This window comes from Candidatus Limousia pullorum (genome assembly GCF_057405065.1).
The window spans coordinates 1,769,247-1,787,657 of sequence record NZ_CM171614.1; the positions used below are offsets into that span (position 1 = coordinate 1,769,247).

Here is an 18,411-nt window from a genome sequence, read left to right on the forward strand (position 1 = left end):
CGCTTCGGGTAAAATAGGATGAAAAATAAGCTGGGACTGCGTTTGTCTCCGGCAAGCGAGAGGGAGGAAAATTATGTTCTGTTCAAAATGCGGAAATCCTTTGCCGGATGACGCAAAATTTTGTAGCGCGTGTGGAGCGCCTGTAAAGATATCACAAGAAGCTTCACCGGCACCGCAGCAACCGGTAGGCATACCGGATGAAACGGTAAATATCCAGGCGCCGAAACGGGAGCCGGTTATGGGGGCACAAAATTTCAGCGCCCCAATGAGCGGCGGCGCTGCGGCCTCCGGGAAAAAATCAAAAAAGGGCCTTGCAATCGGCCTGTCCATTGGCAGCGTGCTGATCGCGGTTTTGGCGGTTGTCCTGATTTTTACCCTTGGGAAGAAGGGCGACAGCGTCGGCTCTGTCCCTCTGGGATCCTCTGTTGTTTACGATGACCAGTACACATATTTTCTAAGTGTGACCGAAACCTGGGAGCCCTGCATTAAGCGAGTCCAAAACGATCTGCGTGGGAAGCCGGAGCTTCTCTACGAATCAGAGGAAATAAAAGGCAATGGATGGAGCAAGTATACCCTGGGCAATATCTTCCTCTGGAGCGATAAGATCTGCTTTATGGAAATCACAAAAGCCACAGAGCAGGGAGACCGTGAATACGAGATCCATTGGCTCAGCAAGGACGGCAAGGAAAACGGCACCCTTGTAAGCTATGAGCAGCTCAATGCATATGGCGAGCTACTGTCTCAAGTGCAAGGCATTTACTTCTTTGATGATTATCTCATCTTCGGCAACAGCTATTTCTTCTACCGGCTGGATCTGAATACCGGTGAGCTGTGCAAGCAGGAGGATTTTCTTGACCTTGAGGGGCCTGTCTGCTTTGCGGCGTATAACGACGGATACTATTATTACTTTATTCCTGACATAGAGAAAAATCTCATGGGCGAAACCCTGTACCGAAAATCGGAAAAATCTGAGGAAGAGATAGTCGGAAAAGTGCCATCGCAGGATGATGATGACGTGGAGAAATATTTCTCCTTTATTTCCAAAGGCAATTATCTGTATTATACGGATTTAGACAATATTTACCGGCTAAACATTGAGGACGGAAGTACAGAAAACCTTGCATCTTACGAGGAAACATATAACAGATTTACCCTGTGCGAGAATGGACTCTACTATTTTAAGGATATGACCCTCCGCTTCCTCAATACAGAAACCCTGGAGGAAACGATCTTTGACAAAGTAGAAAGGGTACCGAACTTGATTTATGCCGGAGCCAATGATGCATGCTGGATGCAGGGCGATTCAACCAGTCATCGGTATAACTGTTTCCTTCAGGATGAGCAAGGCGGCTCCTATACATATTTCGGGGAAGAATCGAACGCAGCGGTAGAATCCGGTCAGGACGCCTCAACGGAGGAGCAGGAGACAGTCAATACCACCGAGCTATATGCGAGTATCGTAGAGAGTGCCCTGGAAAGGTATGGCAGCCTCTCCTTTGGCGGCTCCGAATATGAATGTTACGCAAAAGGCGTAATCAAATTAGACCTGAAGGACTTTAATCAGGATGGCACCGACGAATTGGTGATGCTCTATACCCCGGAAGGAGAAGGCGTCTTCCCGGTTATTGATGTATGGACGGTGCAGAATGGCGAGGCCATACAGCTTTTCTCCGGAAGATCCAAAAATGAGTCTCAAGAGTCAGAAATAACCTTTAGCTTATACGAAAATGCCGGTTGCTTTTACATACCGGTATATGATTCTCTGGACCATAACCCCGTGTATGTTCATTTATATGGCTTCGATGAGAACGGGAACTTTGGAGAAGTCTATCAATATGAAAACAACGCTTTTTATATGAACCAGCTCCCGGATGGGAAGAAATTTGCAGGATGTAACACGTTCAGTTTCTACTTCAATGCGCAGTTCAGCGGCGTCGATGCATATGAGAGCCAGAAAAGAACTATGGAAGAATCGCTCCAGGGGGATATGGAGTATATGCTGAATGAGCTGGGGATCGCCATGCCTGAGAATTCCTCGGGAAATACGTTTTCCGCCTACGACTATGAAGGCAACTGGACTTGGCAGCAGGAAGACAGCGACATGACTGCTTCGCTGCAATTAAAAGCCACCGATGAATCTACGCTTTCCGGCGAGCTTAGCTTTTATCGTTTTTTCAGCGATCAGTTGACCGTTTTTTCAGCGATCAGTTGACCATTACAATGTCGCCCGATCATACAGGAACGGTCACCTCTGATTACGGCGGTTTTCAGGGAACGGCACGCTTCGAAGCAGGGAATTTGTATTTCAGCTTTGAAGATCGGATTTTTTATTATGATCGTGAAATCTCGGAGGCGTTTGGGACAACGGAGTTTTGTTTTGTACCTGCAAATTCATCAACGCAGGCCGGAAACTCTGAATTTGACGTGACGTCAATACTGGACGAATGGACGCTGGAAATATCCCAGCCAGACGCCGAATATGTCCCCCATTATCTTATCCGATTGAATGCAGACGGCACGATGAATTTTAGAGCCGAGGACGGAAGCTGGCTTGATTATACCTATACGATAGATGCAACACATTTTTCGTTCACCTACACAGGGACTGGCCTCTCGTCCAGTGGCACTTATGTGATCGATGGAGATAAGTTAATCTTTTCCGAGGAGAACGATGTAAATTGAGTATCAAGCCAGTGAGGAGCCAGCTGCGAACAATCCAAGTGTCTCGTAAAAGGTCTGAAAGCGAGGGGATTCTATGAAGAAAAAATATCCATGATTCTGGCGGTGCTTATGCTGATGCTCTGTCTGCCGGTTTCTGCCGTGGCGGCGTCTGAGTCCGAGGAAGTTACCATACAAACAGAAATCTTCAGCGGTTTTGATATTACGATACCAGGATTCATTGCGGAGAAATACCGCTGGTCAGAGGGCGGCTTAGAGGGAGCCAATTGGATACACTTCTACGATCGCTCCAAATTTGATGCATCAGGCGGAAAGAGCAGTTATGAGTTAGCGGATGAGGAGAAGGGATACCTGTTCAGCATCCGTCAGTACTACTACGACAGCGATTATCGTTACGGAATGGGCGATCCCCTGTTTTATGAGCTGTTCCAGCCGACCAGAAATGACATTGTGGCCTTTTATAGCTGGGGCGACTTGTCGAAGCTCATGATCCTTTCTGTGGAGTATGCAGATTCTGCTCCGGTGTCTGTGCAAAAAGAGGCACTGAAAATTGCCGGATATATGACGCCGGATTCCGATGTATACCTGGAGGATGTGGACGCGAATCCCTGGAACCTCAAATTCGCGAATTTCCTCCTGAACGGGCGCTTTCGGAACATGGGACAGGAATATTTTGACGACACAGAAATGCAGGCCTGTCTTTATGATGTTGCGGGGAACGATTACCCGGAGCTGATTATCACCAATGGGGCAGCAGACAAGCAATCCTCCCAAGCATATATCTATACGTTCAGCGAAAACTGGCAGGTGGAATATCTGCGTACCGCAACAACAGAAGATCTTAACGCCATGCCGCTGCAGCCTTTTACAGCGATTCGCGGGGGATGGGGAGATTTCCTGAAAGCCTGCGGTTATCAGATTGAATATCTATCTGCGCAAATAAGCTCAGCGGACTGGCTCGGCACTTACCGATACGACGATGGAGATCAGGGAGAGCTGTATATCGTCAAGGAGTCAGACGCCAGCGAGGTGCGCGGCGTCTATGTGTTCCGCAAAGCGGACGGCGAATATGACAGCCGGGCTTTCGTATGGGGCAAGGATGACAGCAGTACGGCTTCGGAGCCGTTCCAGAACGGTAACGACTCTATCCATTATCATTGGGAAAACGACAGAATTGTTGTGGATTACCCGGATGGCTGGTGGCCGGACAGGACATATGAATGGGTGTCGGACGTGGATGGTGCTGGCGAATATATCCCGGGGGTTCCGGTCAGTTATGGCGGAGCAACTGTAGATTTTAAAGAATGGATGTTTGAGAAATCAGCCGATGAATACGATAACGAGTTGGCAACGCTCGGCGCGATGCTCTGTATGGCAGCCGGAAGAGGTGAGCAGGAAATCTGCCGGCTCTTCTATCAGATGGGCATAGAGGATGATAATATCTGGACTTCCAACTATGATAACAGCGTTGAAATCATGGGTCAGGAAATTGGCGATGGCAATGCGTACAGCATAGCGCATAGGCCAATCCGGCTTAGCGGTGAAGAAACAAATCTCATCTTCATTGTTGTCCGGGGCTCCGTTACTGTAAATGAGTTTATAGGGGATCACTATGCGGAAGCGAACAGAGATGTTCTGGGTTATACGGCCTACGACTATGTTGAAGACTTTGAGAAAAAGGTTTGGGAGGACGTGAAAAAGTACGCCAATGCCCATGAGGATCTGTATGATAAGCCACGTGCCTTTTTCATTACCGGGCACAGCCTTGGCGGCGCTGCGGCAAATCTGATTGCCGCACTGGCAAACAATCCAGAGACGGGGGACAGTTGGATTTTCATGGACACCGATACTTCCCGTATCTTTTCCTACACCTATGGTGCGATCGACTCCATTTGGGACGACGGTAAAGAGGACTTTCCTGTGACGACCGGCTATGATAATATCCATAACATTTACAATTACTTTGACACCTTCGGTCCGAACGGAAGGGAAACTTTGACCGCTGCGGGAAATTCCATGATAGGAAAGTTTGGACATATCGATAAATTTGCCTATCGGTTCTCCTGGGAGAACGACTTGAGAACATCAGAAAACCATATTATCGATAACTATCTGAGGGCAATTGTGGAGGGCGCCGTATCGTGTTCAAAGCCATGTTCATGCTGGGAAGTGGACTGCCCCGTTGATGTTGAGGTTATAAAAAACGGTGAAGTTGTTGGTCGGATCACGGACAATCAGGTAGATGAGTCTCTCATCTCTGCCAATCCAGAAGTGGCGCTGATGGTGGTGGAGGATTCCAAGCGCGTCGCTGTGTTTGACAGCCCGGAGGCGTATTCCCTGCGCATTACGGCGACAGACGACGGTGAAATGTCGGTATCCACGGTATCCTTTGACGATAGCGGCGAAAGCTATGGTGCCGCGGAATACCCCAATGTGGAGATTGAAACCGGTCAGGTGTTCTCCATGGAGCTGCCTGCCGCCGATTCAGCCGGAAGCGACCCGCAGACGCTGGAGCTGCTGGTCATGGATGGAGACAGAATCAGCGGAAAAGTCAACCCGGACGGAAGTATCTCTCCGGTCAATGGGACAGGAAATTGGTTGCAGCTTGCTTTGCTGGCTGCGGTCGCGATTCTTGGTGTTCTAATCACATTCCTGGGAGGAAGAAAAATGAAGGAAACAAAAAAACTAAAATTTCCGATCGCATCTATTTTTGCGGTGATCCTGGCCTTTGGTCTCCTGACCAATTTATATCGGCTGCGGGTCAGAAGCGGTTGGATGGACAGTCAAATCGGCTACCGCATGGTGGTGGAGTTTTGCAGCACCTACTCTGTTCTCCATATCCTCTACCAAGTCCTGCTGATCGGCAGCATGATCCTGCTGGCGGTTCTGCTGTTCATGCGGAAGCGGAACAGCCTTCTGGCAGGCGCGCTGGCAATCCAAGCACTTTTGCCCGCTTTTACGCTTACGAGTTTTCTTCTGAACTGCGGATCCCGGGGCTTTTTTGATGTGTATGAGTATGAGCTTCATTTTGGCCCGATGATGTGGGCAATTGGCATCTGCGGCTGTTATGTGCTGGAAATTCTATGCTATCTGCTCCTTACCCTCATGACGATCACGCCGTGCGCCGGGGACGGTGAGCACAAGCGTGGGCTGCACAGGCTGTGGTTCCTGCCTGGCATACTCGGCATCTTTATCGCCTTTGCGCATCTTGTGGGAAACATCTATTTTATGCGCAGCGACTTATACTGTTTGTCTGTCCTGTTCCTGATTCCTATGGCGTTCCTTCTGGGCTGGTGGCTGACGCATCCGTATAAAAAGGAAAGACCTATCTATCAAATGCCCGTTACGCAGCCTTATGGACAGCCGGTCTATCAGAGCGTTGGTACTTTTGATGCTGCTCAGAAAGTAAACTGCTCTGGCTGCGGTCGGGAACTGCTGCCGGACGAGATGTTTTGCGCAGGCTGCGGTACCAGACGCCCGGAACCGTCTCGGGTCGAACCGAATGACGCAGAACAAAAGGTGTTCTGCTCCGGCTGCAGCCAGGAACTCTCATCAGAAGAGAATTTCTGCAGCGTCTGTGGCAAGCAGCGCACAATGCTGGCACAGGACGCACAGCCCACAATCCAGCAGCCTGTATATCCGCAGATGGGATATGTGCAGGATGCACCCTCCGGCGGCATGACGACGCTTGGCTTTTTCTTTCCGATTGTCGGCTTGATTCTCTATTTGGTATGGAAAGACCAAACGCCGCTCAAAGCACACTCCGCGGGGAAAGGCGCGTTGATTGGCGTCATCGTATGGACAGCATTGAGTATCATCCTTGCGATTCTGGCATACGTTGTCCCGCTGCTGGTTTTCTATTCTTATTATTAAACGCGAGGTACTTCACGATGAAAATGAAAAAGTTTATATCAATGCTTGTCATACTGTGCGTCGCGACCACACTGCTGACTGCCTGCGGAAAATCTTCCGGGACAAGAACATTATCGGTCAGCTTTCCTGTAACCAGCCGTTCGACCTATTACGGGGAGGAAACAATTACTCATTATTCACATGACAGAGTTATCGTTCATGATGACGGCTATATTGAGGTTCGTAGAACCATGGAAACTGATGGTGAGGAATACAGCGTGCAATGGCTCTATGCCCCGGATGGAAAACCGGTAGGCAACCGCGAGGAACAGTCATCCGGTCAGAAGGATTCTGTGCTTTTATTTGACAATTATTTTGACTTCGTGTCGGGAGAAGACGGCGTCGTAAAGGTGGAAGGAAATACGGTCTATTATGAAGATCATTATGAGGTTTATGACGTAGAAAACGACATCATCCGTGAAATTACCATTTTTAGCGATGGTCAGCCCGGGAACCATTTCAAAATGAAAGAATTTGGTCAGCTAATGGAAATGGAACTTTACGATTCAAACGGTGTTTATTTGAAGGTGGAGAATACATACGAAGAGATTCCTGTCGAATCTTGATACGGAGATACTAAAAACAAGGAGGATTTACTTATGAACGATACAAAATACAGTCCTGCTACTTCAGAAACAGAAGAGTTTATGGACGGCAGCTTTCGCTCTGTGGTGAGCTACATAGCTTTGCTTGCAAAAAGCTGGAAACTGAATCCGCTTCAGCGCATTTTGGCAATCATTTCTGCTGTCAGTTCTTTTTTTCTGCTGATCAATCTCAATGGTCAAATGTACATCTGGATGTGTGCGCTTGCCGGTCTTTTGCAGCTTTGGATGTGCATGAAGAAAGTGAAGATAGAATCATTCGTCATGGCTTTTACATATTCCTTGTTTAGTGTTGGCAGTCTGATTACTGCAATTCAGCAGATTATCAATTACGGAGGATATTATTTTTCAGGCTGGCGCGGGGCTGAACGGGTGATTGTAAATCTGGTGTTATATGCTTTGGTTGCCATGGCTTGGGTGTTAGCATTGAAAAAGGATGAAAGTAAAAACACTCTTCGGCTTGTTTTCTTCATCATCTCTTGTGTGTTTGGAGCATACGAGGTTATATATGTCCTGCTCGCTCTGCGGACAAGCTTTAAGCTTGCCCTGTACGGTTTGGCATGGATTGGATTTATTGCCGTTTTTGCCATACAGGTTTTCTTGATTTATCGAAAAAATGCCCAACATCATGCATTTGTGCATGGTGTTAATGGAAGTACAAGTCCCATCAATCCACAGATGCCGTATTATTCGTCCACGCAGCCGCAGACAAGTACACCGCCGCAGGAGCAGCCGTCTGCTGTATCAGAGGCAACACAGGGTTCGTATTCTGCGCAGAAAATGGTTTTCTGTACTCAGTGCGGTGCTGGTATGGATAGCCATTCCATGTTTTGCACGAAATGCGGTGCAAGACTTAAAAATGATCCGGAATAATAACCGGACGTATGGCTTGCTTTTATATGACAAACAAAATGTTTTTACAAAGGTCCGGAGAAAAATCTATGAGAACAAACGTAAAAGTACGGCTATTATCCTTGCTGTTGGTCGTCGTCCTATGCGCCACAATCCTGACTGCCTGCGGAGGCGGAAGTGATTTGCCGTCCTTATCCGGTTACTATGAATGTAATAGCTATGCTTTTGACATCAGCGCCGTGGAATTTGAATCGGACGGAACTGTAACGCTCTACATGGACTGGAATTATACGGGTACATACAAAGCAAAGGGCGATGGCTATTTGCTCGAGATCACCGGTGGACAGAGTTCTGTTTCCGATCTGCTGGCAAAGGAGAAAAACGATGCCTACAAGATTACTGTTGAACCTAACGATGACGGAACGCTTACGGTATACTTGGAAGCAAAGAGCGGATATATCTACTACGGGGATCCGTCCGCCATCTTCTCGCCAAAAACATAAAAAACAAACACTGATACCGCCGCTTTCACAACGGCGGTACAGATATAGAAATATGCAAGAAATCAGGAGGAATTCGGATGAAAAGGCACAGAAGAATTATTTCTCTATTTTTAATGATTTTTATCTTTCTATCGTTTACAGCCTGCGAAAAACCGATGAGCGAGGAAGAAATCAAAGAAGCCTGTATGGCAGAGGCTGAAAATTTTGTTGGAGGATACTTAAGCAATACTAACCTAGACTACCTCGACAAATATATCGTTTATTCGGACGATTTTAAACGTCATAAACTCGAGGCTGATTATGACTGGTACGGTGGGACTCTTATCATAGAAAAGGTTGCAGATTATATATTAAAGAATGCGACATTTGAAACGGATAGATTTAGCTTTACCTACAATAAAGAGACTGAGCGAGCAAAACTAAATGTGAATGTAACAATTCTCCCACCCAAGAAGGTTTTTGACAAAATCGAAGAATATGTGAAACAAAATCAATATAGCGATGACATGGAAGCTGCGGCAATTCAGGCAATCTTTATGATCGGCGACATTCAACCTGTTACCGTTCACGTTCCAATTGAGCTTATTTATAATGATCAGCATGAGGATTGGGAAATCTTGCAGTATTGGCTGGTAATGAAAGCAATAAACGAGGCGGAATAAGACGATTTTCGATAGACTCGTAAACATAATGGGAATTGTCTGAGAGGAGGTGCAGTAGTTACGGTGATATGTCTGCCGGCTTCTAACAAATATCGTAAAAGCAAACGCTAATAACGTCATTTTCACAATTGCTTTATCAGAAACATAAATGCACAGGAAAAATAAACTTTTAGGAGGAATCGATTATGTGGTTAGCAATTTTACTCTCCGTTGGCGCCGTCACTATTGGCATAGTGCTGGGTCTTCGTCAGGGAAAAGTAAATCGTCAGCTTATGGATGAAGGAAGGATCGTCCAGCGTAAGTATGTCATAACGGAGCAGGCAGAAGAATTTACCCTGCGGGGAGCGCTGCAGGGCATCCAGAACGCCGACCTGCGGGGAAGCGGTGTATCCGTTCAAAAAAATGATGCGAACCAGGTGTTCTTCTTTAACGGAAGCAACTGGAAAGCCGAAATGTATCGCAAAAATGATATCGGTGATCACAATGTCTGGTATTTTCACTTCACCAACTGGAAAACCTACCGTGGCATGGTACAGGAGCATATTTCCATGAATATTTTGATTACCGCAATAGAGAAGATGTTCCTTTCCATTGACCCAGTTGCCCAGGTCAAGAATGTTCCGATTCAGGTAAAAACCAAACCCAGCTTTTTTTAAGTGAAATTAGGAGGTAGAAAAATGGATAACCCAAATGTATTGATTATTGTAACTGCTGTGGCTCTAGTGCTCATGATATACGTCATAAGATATATCATCAGCCGGGTACTACATAAGGGTGCGGATGCAATCGAAAATAGGATAAGGCAGGTGCATTCGGAAAAGCATCCGGCAGAGAACCAGAGTCTTGCAGAAAGGTGCTTCCGGGCTTTAACTCCGCACCGCACTTGGCGCAGAAGGAAACCGGACGATCGCTATTCGGTACAGTTGCAGAAGGCTGTTGGAATCCGGCTGCGGGAGTACTGCCTTGAGCCTGAAAAGCTTGGGGATTCTGTCCCGAATTCCCAAGCCTTCTGTGCAAAGTGCGGAGCGGAACTGAAAAAGAACTGATTACGAAACCCCGATATGACAAATTCTTTGTTTTCAAGGAGTTGAAGAATTTTATTAAAGCACTGTGAGCTTCATAACCATTCATAAAATTGTGGTTTTCATATCTATATTTATCCAAATTTATCCAAATTAAATGAATCTGAATATGGCTGCAAACTCTAAGTGAAGTCATAAACCCTTCTGTCGTTCGTCAACACAACATATAGTACATGCAACGAAAAGAATCCAGATGCAAATAAACCGTCCGCAACTAAAAAAGTTGAAGGCGGTTTATTTATATCCTATTCGGTTATTTTATTTTCTCCCCTAAGGATATCTTGCATTTCCTGCGGGGGTGTTCTATATGGATAAAGAGTAAACAATGTAAACTATTATATACTATGAGATTAGATAAGACCCTCTGCCATCATAGCGTCTGCAACCTTCTTGAAGCCTGCAATGTTTGCACCTGCAACAAGGTCATAACCGAGGCCGTATTCCTCAGCTGCTTCTGCGGACATGTCGTGGATGTTCTTCATAATCTGCTTGAGTTTAGCGTCAACTTCTTCAGCAGTCCATGAATATCTCATTGAGTTCTGGCACATCTCGAGAGCGGATGTAGCAACGCCGCCTGCGTTTGCAGCCTTTGAAGGAGCAACAGCAAGGAGGTTAGCCTTGAGATACTCAAGAGCCTCGTTAGATGTAGGCATGTTGGAAACTTCGATGTAGTACTTAGTGCCGTTCTCAACAATCTTCTTAGCCTCTTCCATACCAACTTCGTTCTGAGTTGCACATGGGAGAACGATATCGCCCTTAACGCCCCATGGCTTCTCGCCTTTATGGTACTCAACGCCGAACTTGTCAGCATACATCTTTGCGCTTCCGTGACCGCATGCACGCATGTAGAGGAGGTAGTTGATCTTCTCTTCTGTTACAACACCGTCCGGATCGTAAGCATAACCGTCAGAACCGGAAATTGTGATAACCTTTGCGCCGAGCTCAGCAAGCTTCAAAGCAGCCCCCCATGTTACGTTGCCGTAACCGGAAGCAACAACTGTCTTGCCCTTAATATCGTCGCCGAAGTGCTTCAATACTTCGAGGAGATAGTAGATTGCACCGAAACCGGTAGCTTCCGGACGGATGAGGGAACCGCCGTAGCTGAGACCCTTACCTGTGAGAACACCGTTCTCAAATGCGCTTCTGATTCTCTTGTACTGTCCGTACATATAGCCAATCTCACGGCCGCCAACGCCGATATCACCGGCAGGAACGTCTGTGTCAGGTCCGATATACTTATAAAGTTCTGTCATGAAAGACTGGCAGAAACGCATGATTTCAGCGTCTGACTTGCCCTTAGGGTCGAAGTCGGAACCACCCTTACCGCCGCCGATTGGAAGACCTGTAAGGCTGTTCTTGAAAGTCTGCTCAAAACCGAGGAACTTAATAATACCCTGATATACGCTTGGGTGGAAACGGAGACCGCCCTTGTAAGGTCCGATAGCACCGTTAAACTGGCATCTGAAACCTCTGTTAACCTGTACATTGCCGTTATCGTCCATCCATGATACACGGAAAGAGAAAAGTCTGTCAGGCTCTACCATTCTCTCAAGAAGACCTGCTTTTTCATACTCTGGGTGCTTGTCGAAAACAACCTCAAGTGACTTAAATACTTCTTCTACGCTCTGAATAAATTCCGGCTCGCCTGCATTGCGCTTCTTCACGGTGTCCAGAACTCTCTGCATATAATCATTCATTGGAATTGACCTCCCTGTTAATTTTTATGGCCGTGATTTTGTTCACGTATATAATTTTACTATCAGTCCGGCTCTTTGTCAATAGAAAACTATCTATTATTTCAAGGAATTTCAAAAAAAATTCATTTTCTGGAAAAAAAGCAGATAAAAAAATGCTTTTATAGGGTTTTATGCAATTTAAAAAACTAAACTTGCATGACTTTATCCTGTTAATGCTTTTATGCAACAAAGTATGACTATAATTTGAATTATTGGATTATATATATGCACATATTATTATGTTAAACATATGATATATAGGAAGTCGATTAACCATTAAGAAAAATAAGGAGGATATTATGGACAACATGGAAAAAATCATGGGGGAATACGGCATTAAACCATTTCCGGAAATAACCTCAGAGGCGATGGTTTATGTTTCCTACCAGCCTAACGGCGCAGATACCCTTGACCCATTACAGGGTTTTGAAGTGGGAACTATGTTTAAATCCCTTAACAAGCCCTTTTACGGCAAAAAATGCAGAGGTGATATGAATGACTGAACGACAAATTCTTATGAAAAAGCTGTCTACCTACGCTTTCGCCGCTTACGACCTGCATTTGTTTTTGGATACTCATCCAAACGACAGGGAAACTGCGGCAAAACTTGTTCGATATAAAGAGAAGCTAAGACCCTTGGTTGAGGAATACGAGAGCAAATTCGGCCCCCTTACTGCCGACGAGAAAAACGGCAACCGCTGGGGCTGGATTCAAAGTCCCTGGCCATGGGAAATAGAGGAGGGCAAATAATGTTTGTATATGAAAAGCGTCTTCAGTATCCGGTAAATATAAAAACCACAAACCCGAAGCTTGCAAAAATTATAATAACTCAGTATGGCGGGCCTTTTGGAAAAAGGTTATTGTAAATATCCTCCTTGAAAAATACAGCGAGTTTTTCTTCCGGACGATAAAAAACTATTTTGTCAATCACGGCGGAAAGAATAGCTTCCTTTTGATTAGGTTCAAGTTTTTCGGAGTTGAAAATAATATTAAATAAATCTGCGGAGGAGGGAACAATATTTTTCTTTTCGAAATTTTTCTCTGGAAAATTAGAATTAAAATTTTTAATCTCTAAAGCTGTCTTTTTAAGCTCTTCAATGGAATAAATGCCCTCTTCGTAAGCTTTTTTAACTCTTTCATATTTTAGCTGTAACTGTTTTTGCAGTTTTGCAATATTAACAGGTAAGTTTTCTGTTTCTTGTAAATTGATTTTTTCTGCACCGCTGAAAATTTCGGCAAAAATCATAGTTAAAGATTTTTTAAGACGGTTTATTGAAACACTGTGAGAAACTGTGCATTTGTGTTTTATGTAATTGATGCATTGAAGATTTTTACCGTCACCGCAGATACAGAATTTTCCCCCGCAGGAGGAACAGCGCAGAAATTTCAGAAAACAGCAATCCGTCTGTTTTTTCGTGATTTTTCTCTTTTTTTGATTTTTGATGATTGATTGAGCTTGTTTGTAATCGTTTTCGCTTATTATCGGCTCATGAACTCCAAAACAGGTTACATTATCCCAAACAACATAACCTGCATAGACCGGATTTTTAAGAAGATAAAGTACAGAACGTGAAGTCCATGGATTTCCTTTTGAAGTTTTAACGCCTGTTTTATTTAGAATTTCGCTGATTTCCTCTGTGCTTTTTCCAGATAAAAACAGATTGTAAATCAGTTTTACATATTCCTTTTCCGTGTCAAAGGGAATAAGACTGCCTTTTAAAAATCTATATCCGAATGGCGCCCTGCTTTGAAATTTTCCTTTTTCTGCTCTTTTGGTCATTCCTCTTTTGACCTCTTCGCCTAAGTTTACAGAGTAAAATTCATCCATCGCCTCAATCATGGCTTCCATTAAAACGGACATTTTGTCATCGCCTATGTCCTCGCTGACTGAAATCACCCTGATACCGTATTTTTTTCTGAGCATTGATTTATAAAGTATGCTGTCCTCACGGTTTCTGGCAAATCTTGAAAATTTCCAAACAAGAATTGCTTTAAATGGTGTGGGTTTATTCTTTGCTTTTTCAATCATGGACTTGAAGCCTTCACGTTTTTCAGTAGATTTTCCGCTTATGCCGTTATCGCAGAATATATTTTCTTTTTTTATGCTGTAGCCATGGCTTTCAGCATAGGATAAAATTCTGTCAAGCTGGCTTTCGGGGCTGAACTCTCTCTGTTCATCGGTGGAAACCCTTATGTATGCGGCGGCTTCCCTCTTGTTGTCTGTCATAAAATCACCGTAACAATTTTCTTTGATAATACATAGTATACCAAGGGGAGAAAATATGCATAAAATTATTAAATCTGATGTCTATTTAAAAAGCCATGAAAAAGCTTTTTTGTGGTTTGATGTGGATGAAAAAAGCGGTATAAATTTATATGTCACCGAAAAAGAAAACAGATTTATATGCACTGAAGTTTGTAAAAAGCTTTGTGACTTCTATAAAAAAATTATTTTATAAATTTTAGTTGCAGGGATTTATGCAATTTTCTTTAATTTTTTACTCCTTTATGGGGAGCAGTTCCCAATATTAAAGGAAAGGAATGAGAAAATGCTTCAGAGAGAAATAAACATTACTGTAAGAAAGGATTTTATAGAAGCTTCATCCGACTGGGCAGGAACATCGGGAGACCACAAAAGCACAGTTCTTGTATTTGATATACAGGAAGAAGGTCTTGTAAACAGCGAGTATATCTACAAATTGCAGTTAAACGATGAGTTTGCATTGCTGGAACTTGAGGGGGACAAGCTTAGATTTGAACTGCCTCAGGCTGTGCTTTTTGAAAAAGACTTTCTCCAGGTGCAGCTCACAATATCTCACGGAGAGGAACAGGTATATGTAAGCGATATACTGGATTTTCATATATCGCCGAATTTGTGCAGTGAGCCGGTAGAAATTAAATATGACGGGCTTTTAAATGACAGTGTGGAAAATTTTAATTCCGCAGTAAAGGAATTTGAAAAGCTGTGTGATAATTTCCCTTATGTGGACAAGACTACCTTGACCTGGTGGGTTTTCGACGGAAAAACGGACAAGTATGTGGACACAAAAATAAGCGCCGTTTGGGGAGAGGGCGATATGCCGGCAGGTTTTATAAAACCTGAAAATCTCTCATTTTTTGAACATGTATTGACATATACGCAGGTGCTTCCGCTTTGTACCAAATTTATGGGCGGTGTAAATGATTATGGCAATATTGATGAAGCCATATTTGGATACTACACGTATCTTCTTGATAACTTTCATGTTGGAGAGGATATAATTCACACTCAGTATTGTCATGAAGCTGTGTATGTAAATTCCGGAGGTGTTACAAGAAAGAGTCTTGATACCGGAGATTCGGATATAAATACTTCCTCAGCTTATACAAAGCTTTATATTGTTGTATCCTTTGAAAATGACTCAAAGGCTGCTGCATGGTATGAAAACAACGGTAAAGTGGACAAGTATATTTTTACGGATGAAGGCTTTAAGAAAGCTATTATCAACTGTGTCAATGAGAAATAAGGGGGTGAAAATATGAGCGTTAACAGAAAAGGTATTGATGTCAGCACATGGCAGGGGGATATTGACTGGAAGAAAGTTAAGGCTGACGGAATTGAATTTGCCATGCTTCGTTCAAGTTTTGGCAAAGAGAATATTGAAAAACAGACAGATAATAAGTTTCATCAGAATTATAAAAATGCCAAAGCGGCAGGAGTTCCGGTTGGTGCATATCATTATTCTTATGCTACAACTGTGGAGGACGCAAAAAAAGAAGCTGATTTTTTCCTTAGTATAATTAAGGGATACCAGTTTGAATATCCTGTTGCATTTGACATTGAGGACGCCAGTCAGATGAATCTGGGTAAAACACGCATAACAGATATAATCATGGCATTCTGTGAGAGGGTACAGGCAGCCGGATACTATGTTTCCGTGTATACAAATCTTGATTGGATTAACAACAGGATAGACATGAACAGGGTAAAGGTATTCGACATCTGGCTTGCCCAGTGGAACGACAAGCCAACCTATACGGGTAATTTCGGAATGTGGCAGTACACTTCAAAAGGAGTTGTCAGCGGTATAGCAGGCAATGTTGATATGGATATTGCCTATCTTGACTATCCTGAGATAATCAAAGGTGCCGGCTTAAACGGCTATACAAAAACATCACAGAACTGCAATTATGAAGTTGTGGCGATGGATAAAATCTGCAAGGAAAAAGCCCAAACCCTTGTAGAGGAGCTTAAAAACGATGGCTATTGCTGTGCTTTTTTAAGAGAAATGAAAGAGTAATGAAATTTAAAAAGGATGTAGGAAAAGAGCGTTAAGGCAAAAGGAAGGTGAAAAATGAACGAGATAAAAACATTGTATGTGATTATCTGCGGCGGCGTAGGAGCTATGTTTTCTGCGATAGCTTCATATTTCGGCGGATGGGACAGCTCACTTACAACGCTGGTAATTTTCATGGCGGTTGATTATATTACGGGACTGCTTGTGGCGGCGGTATTCCATAAATCACCGAAAACCGCCACAGGCACATTGGAGAGCCGTGCAGGCTGGAAAGGTCTTTGCAGAAAAGGAGTGACTTTTCTAATTGTGCTTGTGGCGTGCCGCCTTGACATAGTGGCAGGTACAACATTTTTAAGAGATACTGTAATAGTGGCGTTTCTGGTAAACGAATCGCTGAGCATAATAGAAAATGCCGGACTTATGGGAATACCAATACCGGAAGTGATTATAAATGCTGTAGATACTTTGAAGAATAAATCTGAAAGTCATTACAGTGACGAGGACGATATTCTGTACGAAGAGGATATGGAAGAGTAAGAAAAAGGGGACAGATTTTTCTGTCCCCTTAAATTATAATAACTTGTGAATATTAGGCGGTCCTGACGGTGAGTTAGGAGCTTCTCTGAGATATTTAAGCCAGAGATTTACAATGCCTTATCCGGAGCTTAAAGCCACTCTCACCGATATAGGTACATCGGCGACGAAATGATACAAAATCAAAGTCCCCTGTTTTTTAAATCCGAAACAAGATTTACATAAAACTCACGGACATCAAATTCCGGGATATTTTCTCGGTTTAAATCCACCATATCTCCGTGAGAAATGCCTCTTTTGCCTTTTACAGTTAAAAATGTATACATTTCGCCCCATTGAAAGGATTTTTCCGAAACAAGTCCGTCGTTGGGGCCGTCAAAATATTTTACAAGGTCGTAGGTAAAGTTTAGAGGAAATTTTCCTGAGGTTCGCTTATTAAGCTTTGAACCAACGCTTTGGCAGAAAATACCCTTAAATTTATCCTTTTCCTTTTCCATAATTCTGTTAAGCTTCTCGCAGTTTTTTTCCGTAAGGTCAGTAACGGCTTCCATAAAGTCGGGGGAAGTGTCGCCAAGCTTTTTAAGAGATGTGTTGTATGTATCGGCTATTTTATTCTGAACATTTTCAGGTATCTTTTTTAAAAGATAGTCTGCAAAACCACATCCACGATGGGGAGTATTTATAGTTGTGAGAGAAGCCACATATTTTTCAGCACCGCAGAAGCTTACTGCGTATCTGCAATCAAGACCGCCTTTTGAATGGGCGATGATGTTTACTTTTCCACATCCGGTTTGATTGACAATGCTTTTTATTCTGTTTGTAAGTTCCTGTGCACTGTCCGATACAGAGGAGGCGGAGTGATGATTTCCGTAAAATATAACAGCTCCGTTGCGTTCAAGCTCTTTGGGAATTCTTCCCCAGTAGTTAAGTTTTTTTGAATCTCTGAAAAAGACTCCATGAACCAATAAAATTGGATACTTTGTTTTACAGATTTTATATTCTGCTCTTAATGTGTTTATCTTTTCTTTATTTTCCTCAAATTTTATTTCATCGGAAGTAATACGGATGATTTTAATAAGTTCAATCACATTTACAATAGGAACAAAAGCCAGAAATACGCCCATAAATCTGTGATGTATTCCCAGCTGTGTTGATGAAATATATACGGAGACCATTCCGTTCCAGAAAATAACACAGTGGGCAAAAATACATACAAGGGCGCTTATAAGCAGCGGAAACCAGGAAAGTCCGAGAAAAAAGAAGGCAATAACATGAATTGTAAATGATATAATGGAAGAAAACAAAAAAGTTTTAAGCCTTTGTACACCGTGGGCGCACACTTTCATTCTCGACGACCTGTACTTACCGGGTACATAACAGTTTAATATGTTTGCACTTATAAAAGCCACAACGCTTAACGGGATTAAAAAATACATATTGTGCTTAGCAATAAGCAGTACGGAGTTTGCTGAAAAAATAAGAAGAAGGCAATTTACAATGTTTATTATAACGGAGTTCATAGAAACCAGCCTTTTTAAGATTTATTATTACCTAAATTATAACATATAGAGT

Annotated in this window: 18 protein-coding genes and 2 pseudogenes; 17 read left to right on the forward strand and 3 right to left on the reverse strand. The window is 43.5% G+C overall.

The features are described 5' to 3' along the window. Positions 1–73: 73 nt before the first annotated feature. From CGICJO_RS08070 to CGICJO_RS08110, 9 genes are all read left to right on the forward strand, one after another. On the forward strand, positions 74–2,212 hold the full coding sequence (locus CGICJO_RS08070; RefSeq protein WP_486498497.1) for a zinc ribbon domain-containing protein: 2,139 nt from the start codon (positions 74–76) through the stop codon (positions 2,210–2,212). After that, a complete protein-coding gene (locus CGICJO_RS08075; protein WP_486498498.1) occupies positions 2,209–2,682 on the forward strand; it encodes a hypothetical protein in 474 nt (157 codons plus the stop codon). The genes CGICJO_RS08070 and CGICJO_RS08075 overlap by 4 nt, the downstream gene beginning before the upstream one ends. Before the next feature lie 90 nt (positions 2,683–2,772). Next, complete coding sequence (locus CGICJO_RS08080; protein ID WP_486498499.1) at positions 2,773–6,552, forward strand: lipase family protein; 3,780 nt, start codon at positions 2,773–2,775, stop codon at positions 6,550–6,552. Positions 6,553–6,569: 17 nt separating this feature from the next. After that, on the forward strand, positions 6,570–7,157 hold the full coding sequence (locus CGICJO_RS08085; RefSeq protein ID WP_486498500.1) for a hypothetical protein: 588 nt from the start codon (positions 6,570–6,572) through the stop codon (positions 7,155–7,157). A 33-nt stretch (positions 7,158–7,190) separates the two neighbouring features. After that, complete coding sequence (locus CGICJO_RS08090; protein WP_486498501.1) at positions 7,191–8,066, forward strand: zinc ribbon domain-containing protein; 876 nt, start codon at positions 7,191–7,193, stop codon at positions 8,064–8,066. A 68-nt stretch (positions 8,067–8,134) separates the two neighbouring features. Continuing rightward, positions 8,135–8,548 (forward strand): hypothetical protein, encoded by a 414-nt coding sequence (locus CGICJO_RS08095; protein ID WP_486498502.1) that lies wholly within the window; start codon positions 8,135–8,137, stop codon positions 8,546–8,548. 77 nt (positions 8,549–8,625) lie between these two features. Next, positions 8,626–9,210, forward strand: a complete 585-nt coding sequence (locus CGICJO_RS08100) for a hypothetical protein (protein WP_486498503.1) — start codon at positions 8,626–8,628, stop codon at positions 9,208–9,210. A gap of 185 nt (positions 9,211–9,395) precedes the next feature. After that, positions 9,396–9,866, forward strand: a complete 471-nt coding sequence (locus CGICJO_RS08105; RefSeq protein ID WP_486498504.1) for a hypothetical protein — start codon at positions 9,396–9,398, stop codon at positions 9,864–9,866. A gap of 21 nt (positions 9,867–9,887) precedes the next feature. Beyond that, the gene (locus CGICJO_RS08110) at positions 9,888–10,256 is read left to right on the forward strand and encodes a hypothetical protein (protein ID WP_486498505.1); all 369 of its coding nucleotides are present in this window, start codon (positions 9,888–9,890) and stop codon (positions 10,254–10,256) included. Positions 10,257–10,642: 386 nt separating this feature from the next. Here the strand turns inward: CGICJO_RS08110 and gdhA are convergent, their stop codons facing one another. Then, positions 10,643–11,989, reverse strand: coding sequence for an NADP-specific glutamate dehydrogenase (gdhA, locus tag CGICJO_RS08115; RefSeq protein WP_087376253.1), 1,347 nt, complete (start codon positions 11,987–11,989; stop codon positions 10,643–10,645). A gap of 338 nt (positions 11,990–12,327) precedes the next feature. On the opposite strand from gdhA, the gene CGICJO_RS08120 reads away from it, so the two are divergent. The 3 genes and pseudogenes from CGICJO_RS08120 to CGICJO_RS08130 form a co-directional block, all read left to right on the forward strand. After that, positions 12,328–12,531 carry a spore coat associated protein CotJA gene (locus tag CGICJO_RS08120; RefSeq protein ID WP_486498506.1) on the forward strand — a complete coding sequence of 68 codons (204 nt, stop codon included), beginning with the start codon at positions 12,328–12,330 and terminating at the stop codon, positions 12,529–12,531. Next, positions 12,524–12,778 carry a spore coat protein CotJB gene (locus CGICJO_RS08125; protein WP_486498507.1) on the forward strand — a complete coding sequence of 85 codons (255 nt, stop codon included), beginning with the start codon at positions 12,524–12,526 and terminating at the stop codon, positions 12,776–12,778. The genes CGICJO_RS08120 and CGICJO_RS08125 overlap by 8 nt, the downstream gene beginning before the upstream one ends. Continuing rightward, a pseudogene (locus CGICJO_RS08130) lies at positions 12,778–12,882 on the forward strand (manganese catalase family protein); the annotation flags it as partial. The gene CGICJO_RS08125 and the pseudogene CGICJO_RS08130, both read left to right, overlap by 1 nt. Here the strand turns inward: CGICJO_RS08130 and CGICJO_RS08135 are convergent. Continuing rightward, a complete protein-coding gene (locus CGICJO_RS08135; protein ID WP_486498508.1) occupies positions 12,858–14,255 on the reverse strand; it encodes a recombinase family protein in 1,398 nt (465 codons plus the stop codon). The pseudogene CGICJO_RS08130 and the gene CGICJO_RS08135 sit on opposite strands and share 25 nt — an antisense overlap. Before the next feature lie 55 nt (positions 14,256–14,310). On the opposite strand from CGICJO_RS08135, the gene CGICJO_RS08140 reads away from it, so the two are divergent. From CGICJO_RS08140 to CGICJO_RS08160, 5 genes and pseudogenes are all read left to right on the forward strand, one after another. Further along, complete coding sequence (locus CGICJO_RS08140; protein WP_486498509.1) at positions 14,311–14,487, forward strand: hypothetical protein; 177 nt, start codon at positions 14,311–14,313, stop codon at positions 14,485–14,487. 90 nt (positions 14,488–14,577) lie between these two features. Beyond that, positions 14,578–15,534 (forward strand): hypothetical protein, encoded by a 957-nt coding sequence (locus tag CGICJO_RS08145; protein WP_486498510.1) that lies wholly within the window; start codon positions 14,578–14,580, stop codon positions 15,532–15,534. A 12-nt stretch (positions 15,535–15,546) separates the two neighbouring features. Beyond that, positions 15,547–16,308, forward strand: coding sequence for a glycoside hydrolase family 25 protein (locus CGICJO_RS08150; RefSeq protein ID WP_486498511.1), 762 nt, complete (start codon positions 15,547–15,549; stop codon positions 16,306–16,308). A 54-nt stretch (positions 16,309–16,362) separates the two neighbouring features. Continuing rightward, a complete protein-coding gene (locus CGICJO_RS08155) occupies positions 16,363–16,842 on the forward strand; it encodes a phage holin family protein (RefSeq protein WP_486498512.1) in 480 nt (159 codons plus the stop codon). Positions 16,843–16,891: 49 nt separating this feature from the next. Then, a pseudogene (locus CGICJO_RS08160) lies at positions 16,892–16,999 on the forward strand (manganese catalase family protein); the annotation flags it as partial. A 22-nt stretch (positions 17,000–17,021) separates the two neighbouring features. Here the strand turns inward: CGICJO_RS08160 and CGICJO_RS08165 are convergent. Continuing rightward, the gene (locus CGICJO_RS08165; RefSeq protein WP_486498513.1) at positions 17,022–18,185 is read right to left on the reverse strand and encodes an esterase/lipase family protein; all 1,164 of its coding nucleotides are present in this window, start codon (positions 18,183–18,185) and stop codon (positions 17,022–17,024) included. Between the last annotated feature and the right edge of the window lie 226 nt (positions 18,186–18,411).

What these genes read in the sequence shown, in the direction of transcription:
- gdhA (WP_087376253.1), bottom strand. Translation starts at nt 11,989, where the DNA reads ATGAATGATTATATGCAGAGAGTTCTGGACACCGTGAAGAAGCGCAAT.
- CGICJO_RS08135 (WP_486498508.1), bottom strand. Translation starts at nt 14,255, where the DNA reads ATGACAGACAACAAGAGGGAAGCCGCCGCATACATAAGGGTTTCCACC.
- CGICJO_RS08095 (WP_486498502.1), top strand. Translation starts at nt 8,135, where the DNA reads ATGAGAACAAACGTAAAAGTACGGCTATTATCCTTGCTGTTGGTCGTC.
- CGICJO_RS08165 (WP_486498513.1), bottom strand. Translation starts at nt 18,185, where the DNA reads ATGAAAGTGTGCGCCCACGGTGTACAAAGGCTTAAAACTTTTTTGTTT.
- CGICJO_RS08155 (WP_486498512.1), top strand. Translation starts at nt 16,363, where the DNA reads ATGAACGAGATAAAAACATTGTATGTGATTATCTGCGGCGGCGTAGGA.
- CGICJO_RS08100 (WP_486498503.1), top strand. Translation starts at nt 8,626, where the DNA reads ATGAAAAGGCACAGAAGAATTATTTCTCTATTTTTAATGATTTTTATC.
- CGICJO_RS08070 (WP_486498497.1), top strand. Translation starts at nt 74, where the DNA reads ATGTTCTGTTCAAAATGCGGAAATCCTTTGCCGGATGACGCAAAATTT.
- CGICJO_RS08125 (WP_486498507.1), top strand. Translation starts at nt 12,524, where the DNA reads ATGACTGAACGACAAATTCTTATGAAAAAGCTGTCTACCTACGCTTTC.
- CGICJO_RS08085 (WP_486498500.1), top strand. Translation starts at nt 6,570, where the DNA reads ATGAAAATGAAAAAGTTTATATCAATGCTTGTCATACTGTGCGTCGCG.
- CGICJO_RS08150 (WP_486498511.1), top strand. Translation starts at nt 15,547, where the DNA reads ATGAGCGTTAACAGAAAAGGTATTGATGTCAGCACATGGCAGGGGGAT.
- CGICJO_RS08080 (WP_486498499.1), top strand. Translation starts at nt 2,773, where the DNA reads ATGATTCTGGCGGTGCTTATGCTGATGCTCTGTCTGCCGGTTTCTGCC.
- CGICJO_RS08105 (WP_486498504.1), top strand. Translation starts at nt 9,396, where the DNA reads ATGTGGTTAGCAATTTTACTCTCCGTTGGCGCCGTCACTATTGGCATA.
- CGICJO_RS08120 (WP_486498506.1), top strand. Translation starts at nt 12,328, where the DNA reads ATGGACAACATGGAAAAAATCATGGGGGAATACGGCATTAAACCATTT.
- CGICJO_RS08110 (WP_486498505.1), top strand. Translation starts at nt 9,888, where the DNA reads ATGGATAACCCAAATGTATTGATTATTGTAACTGCTGTGGCTCTAGTG.
- CGICJO_RS08090 (WP_486498501.1), top strand. Translation starts at nt 7,191, where the DNA reads ATGAACGATACAAAATACAGTCCTGCTACTTCAGAAACAGAAGAGTTT.
- CGICJO_RS08140 (WP_486498509.1), top strand. Translation starts at nt 14,311, where the DNA reads ATGCATAAAATTATTAAATCTGATGTCTATTTAAAAAGCCATGAAAAA.
- CGICJO_RS08145 (WP_486498510.1), top strand. Translation starts at nt 14,578, where the DNA reads ATGCTTCAGAGAGAAATAAACATTACTGTAAGAAAGGATTTTATAGAA.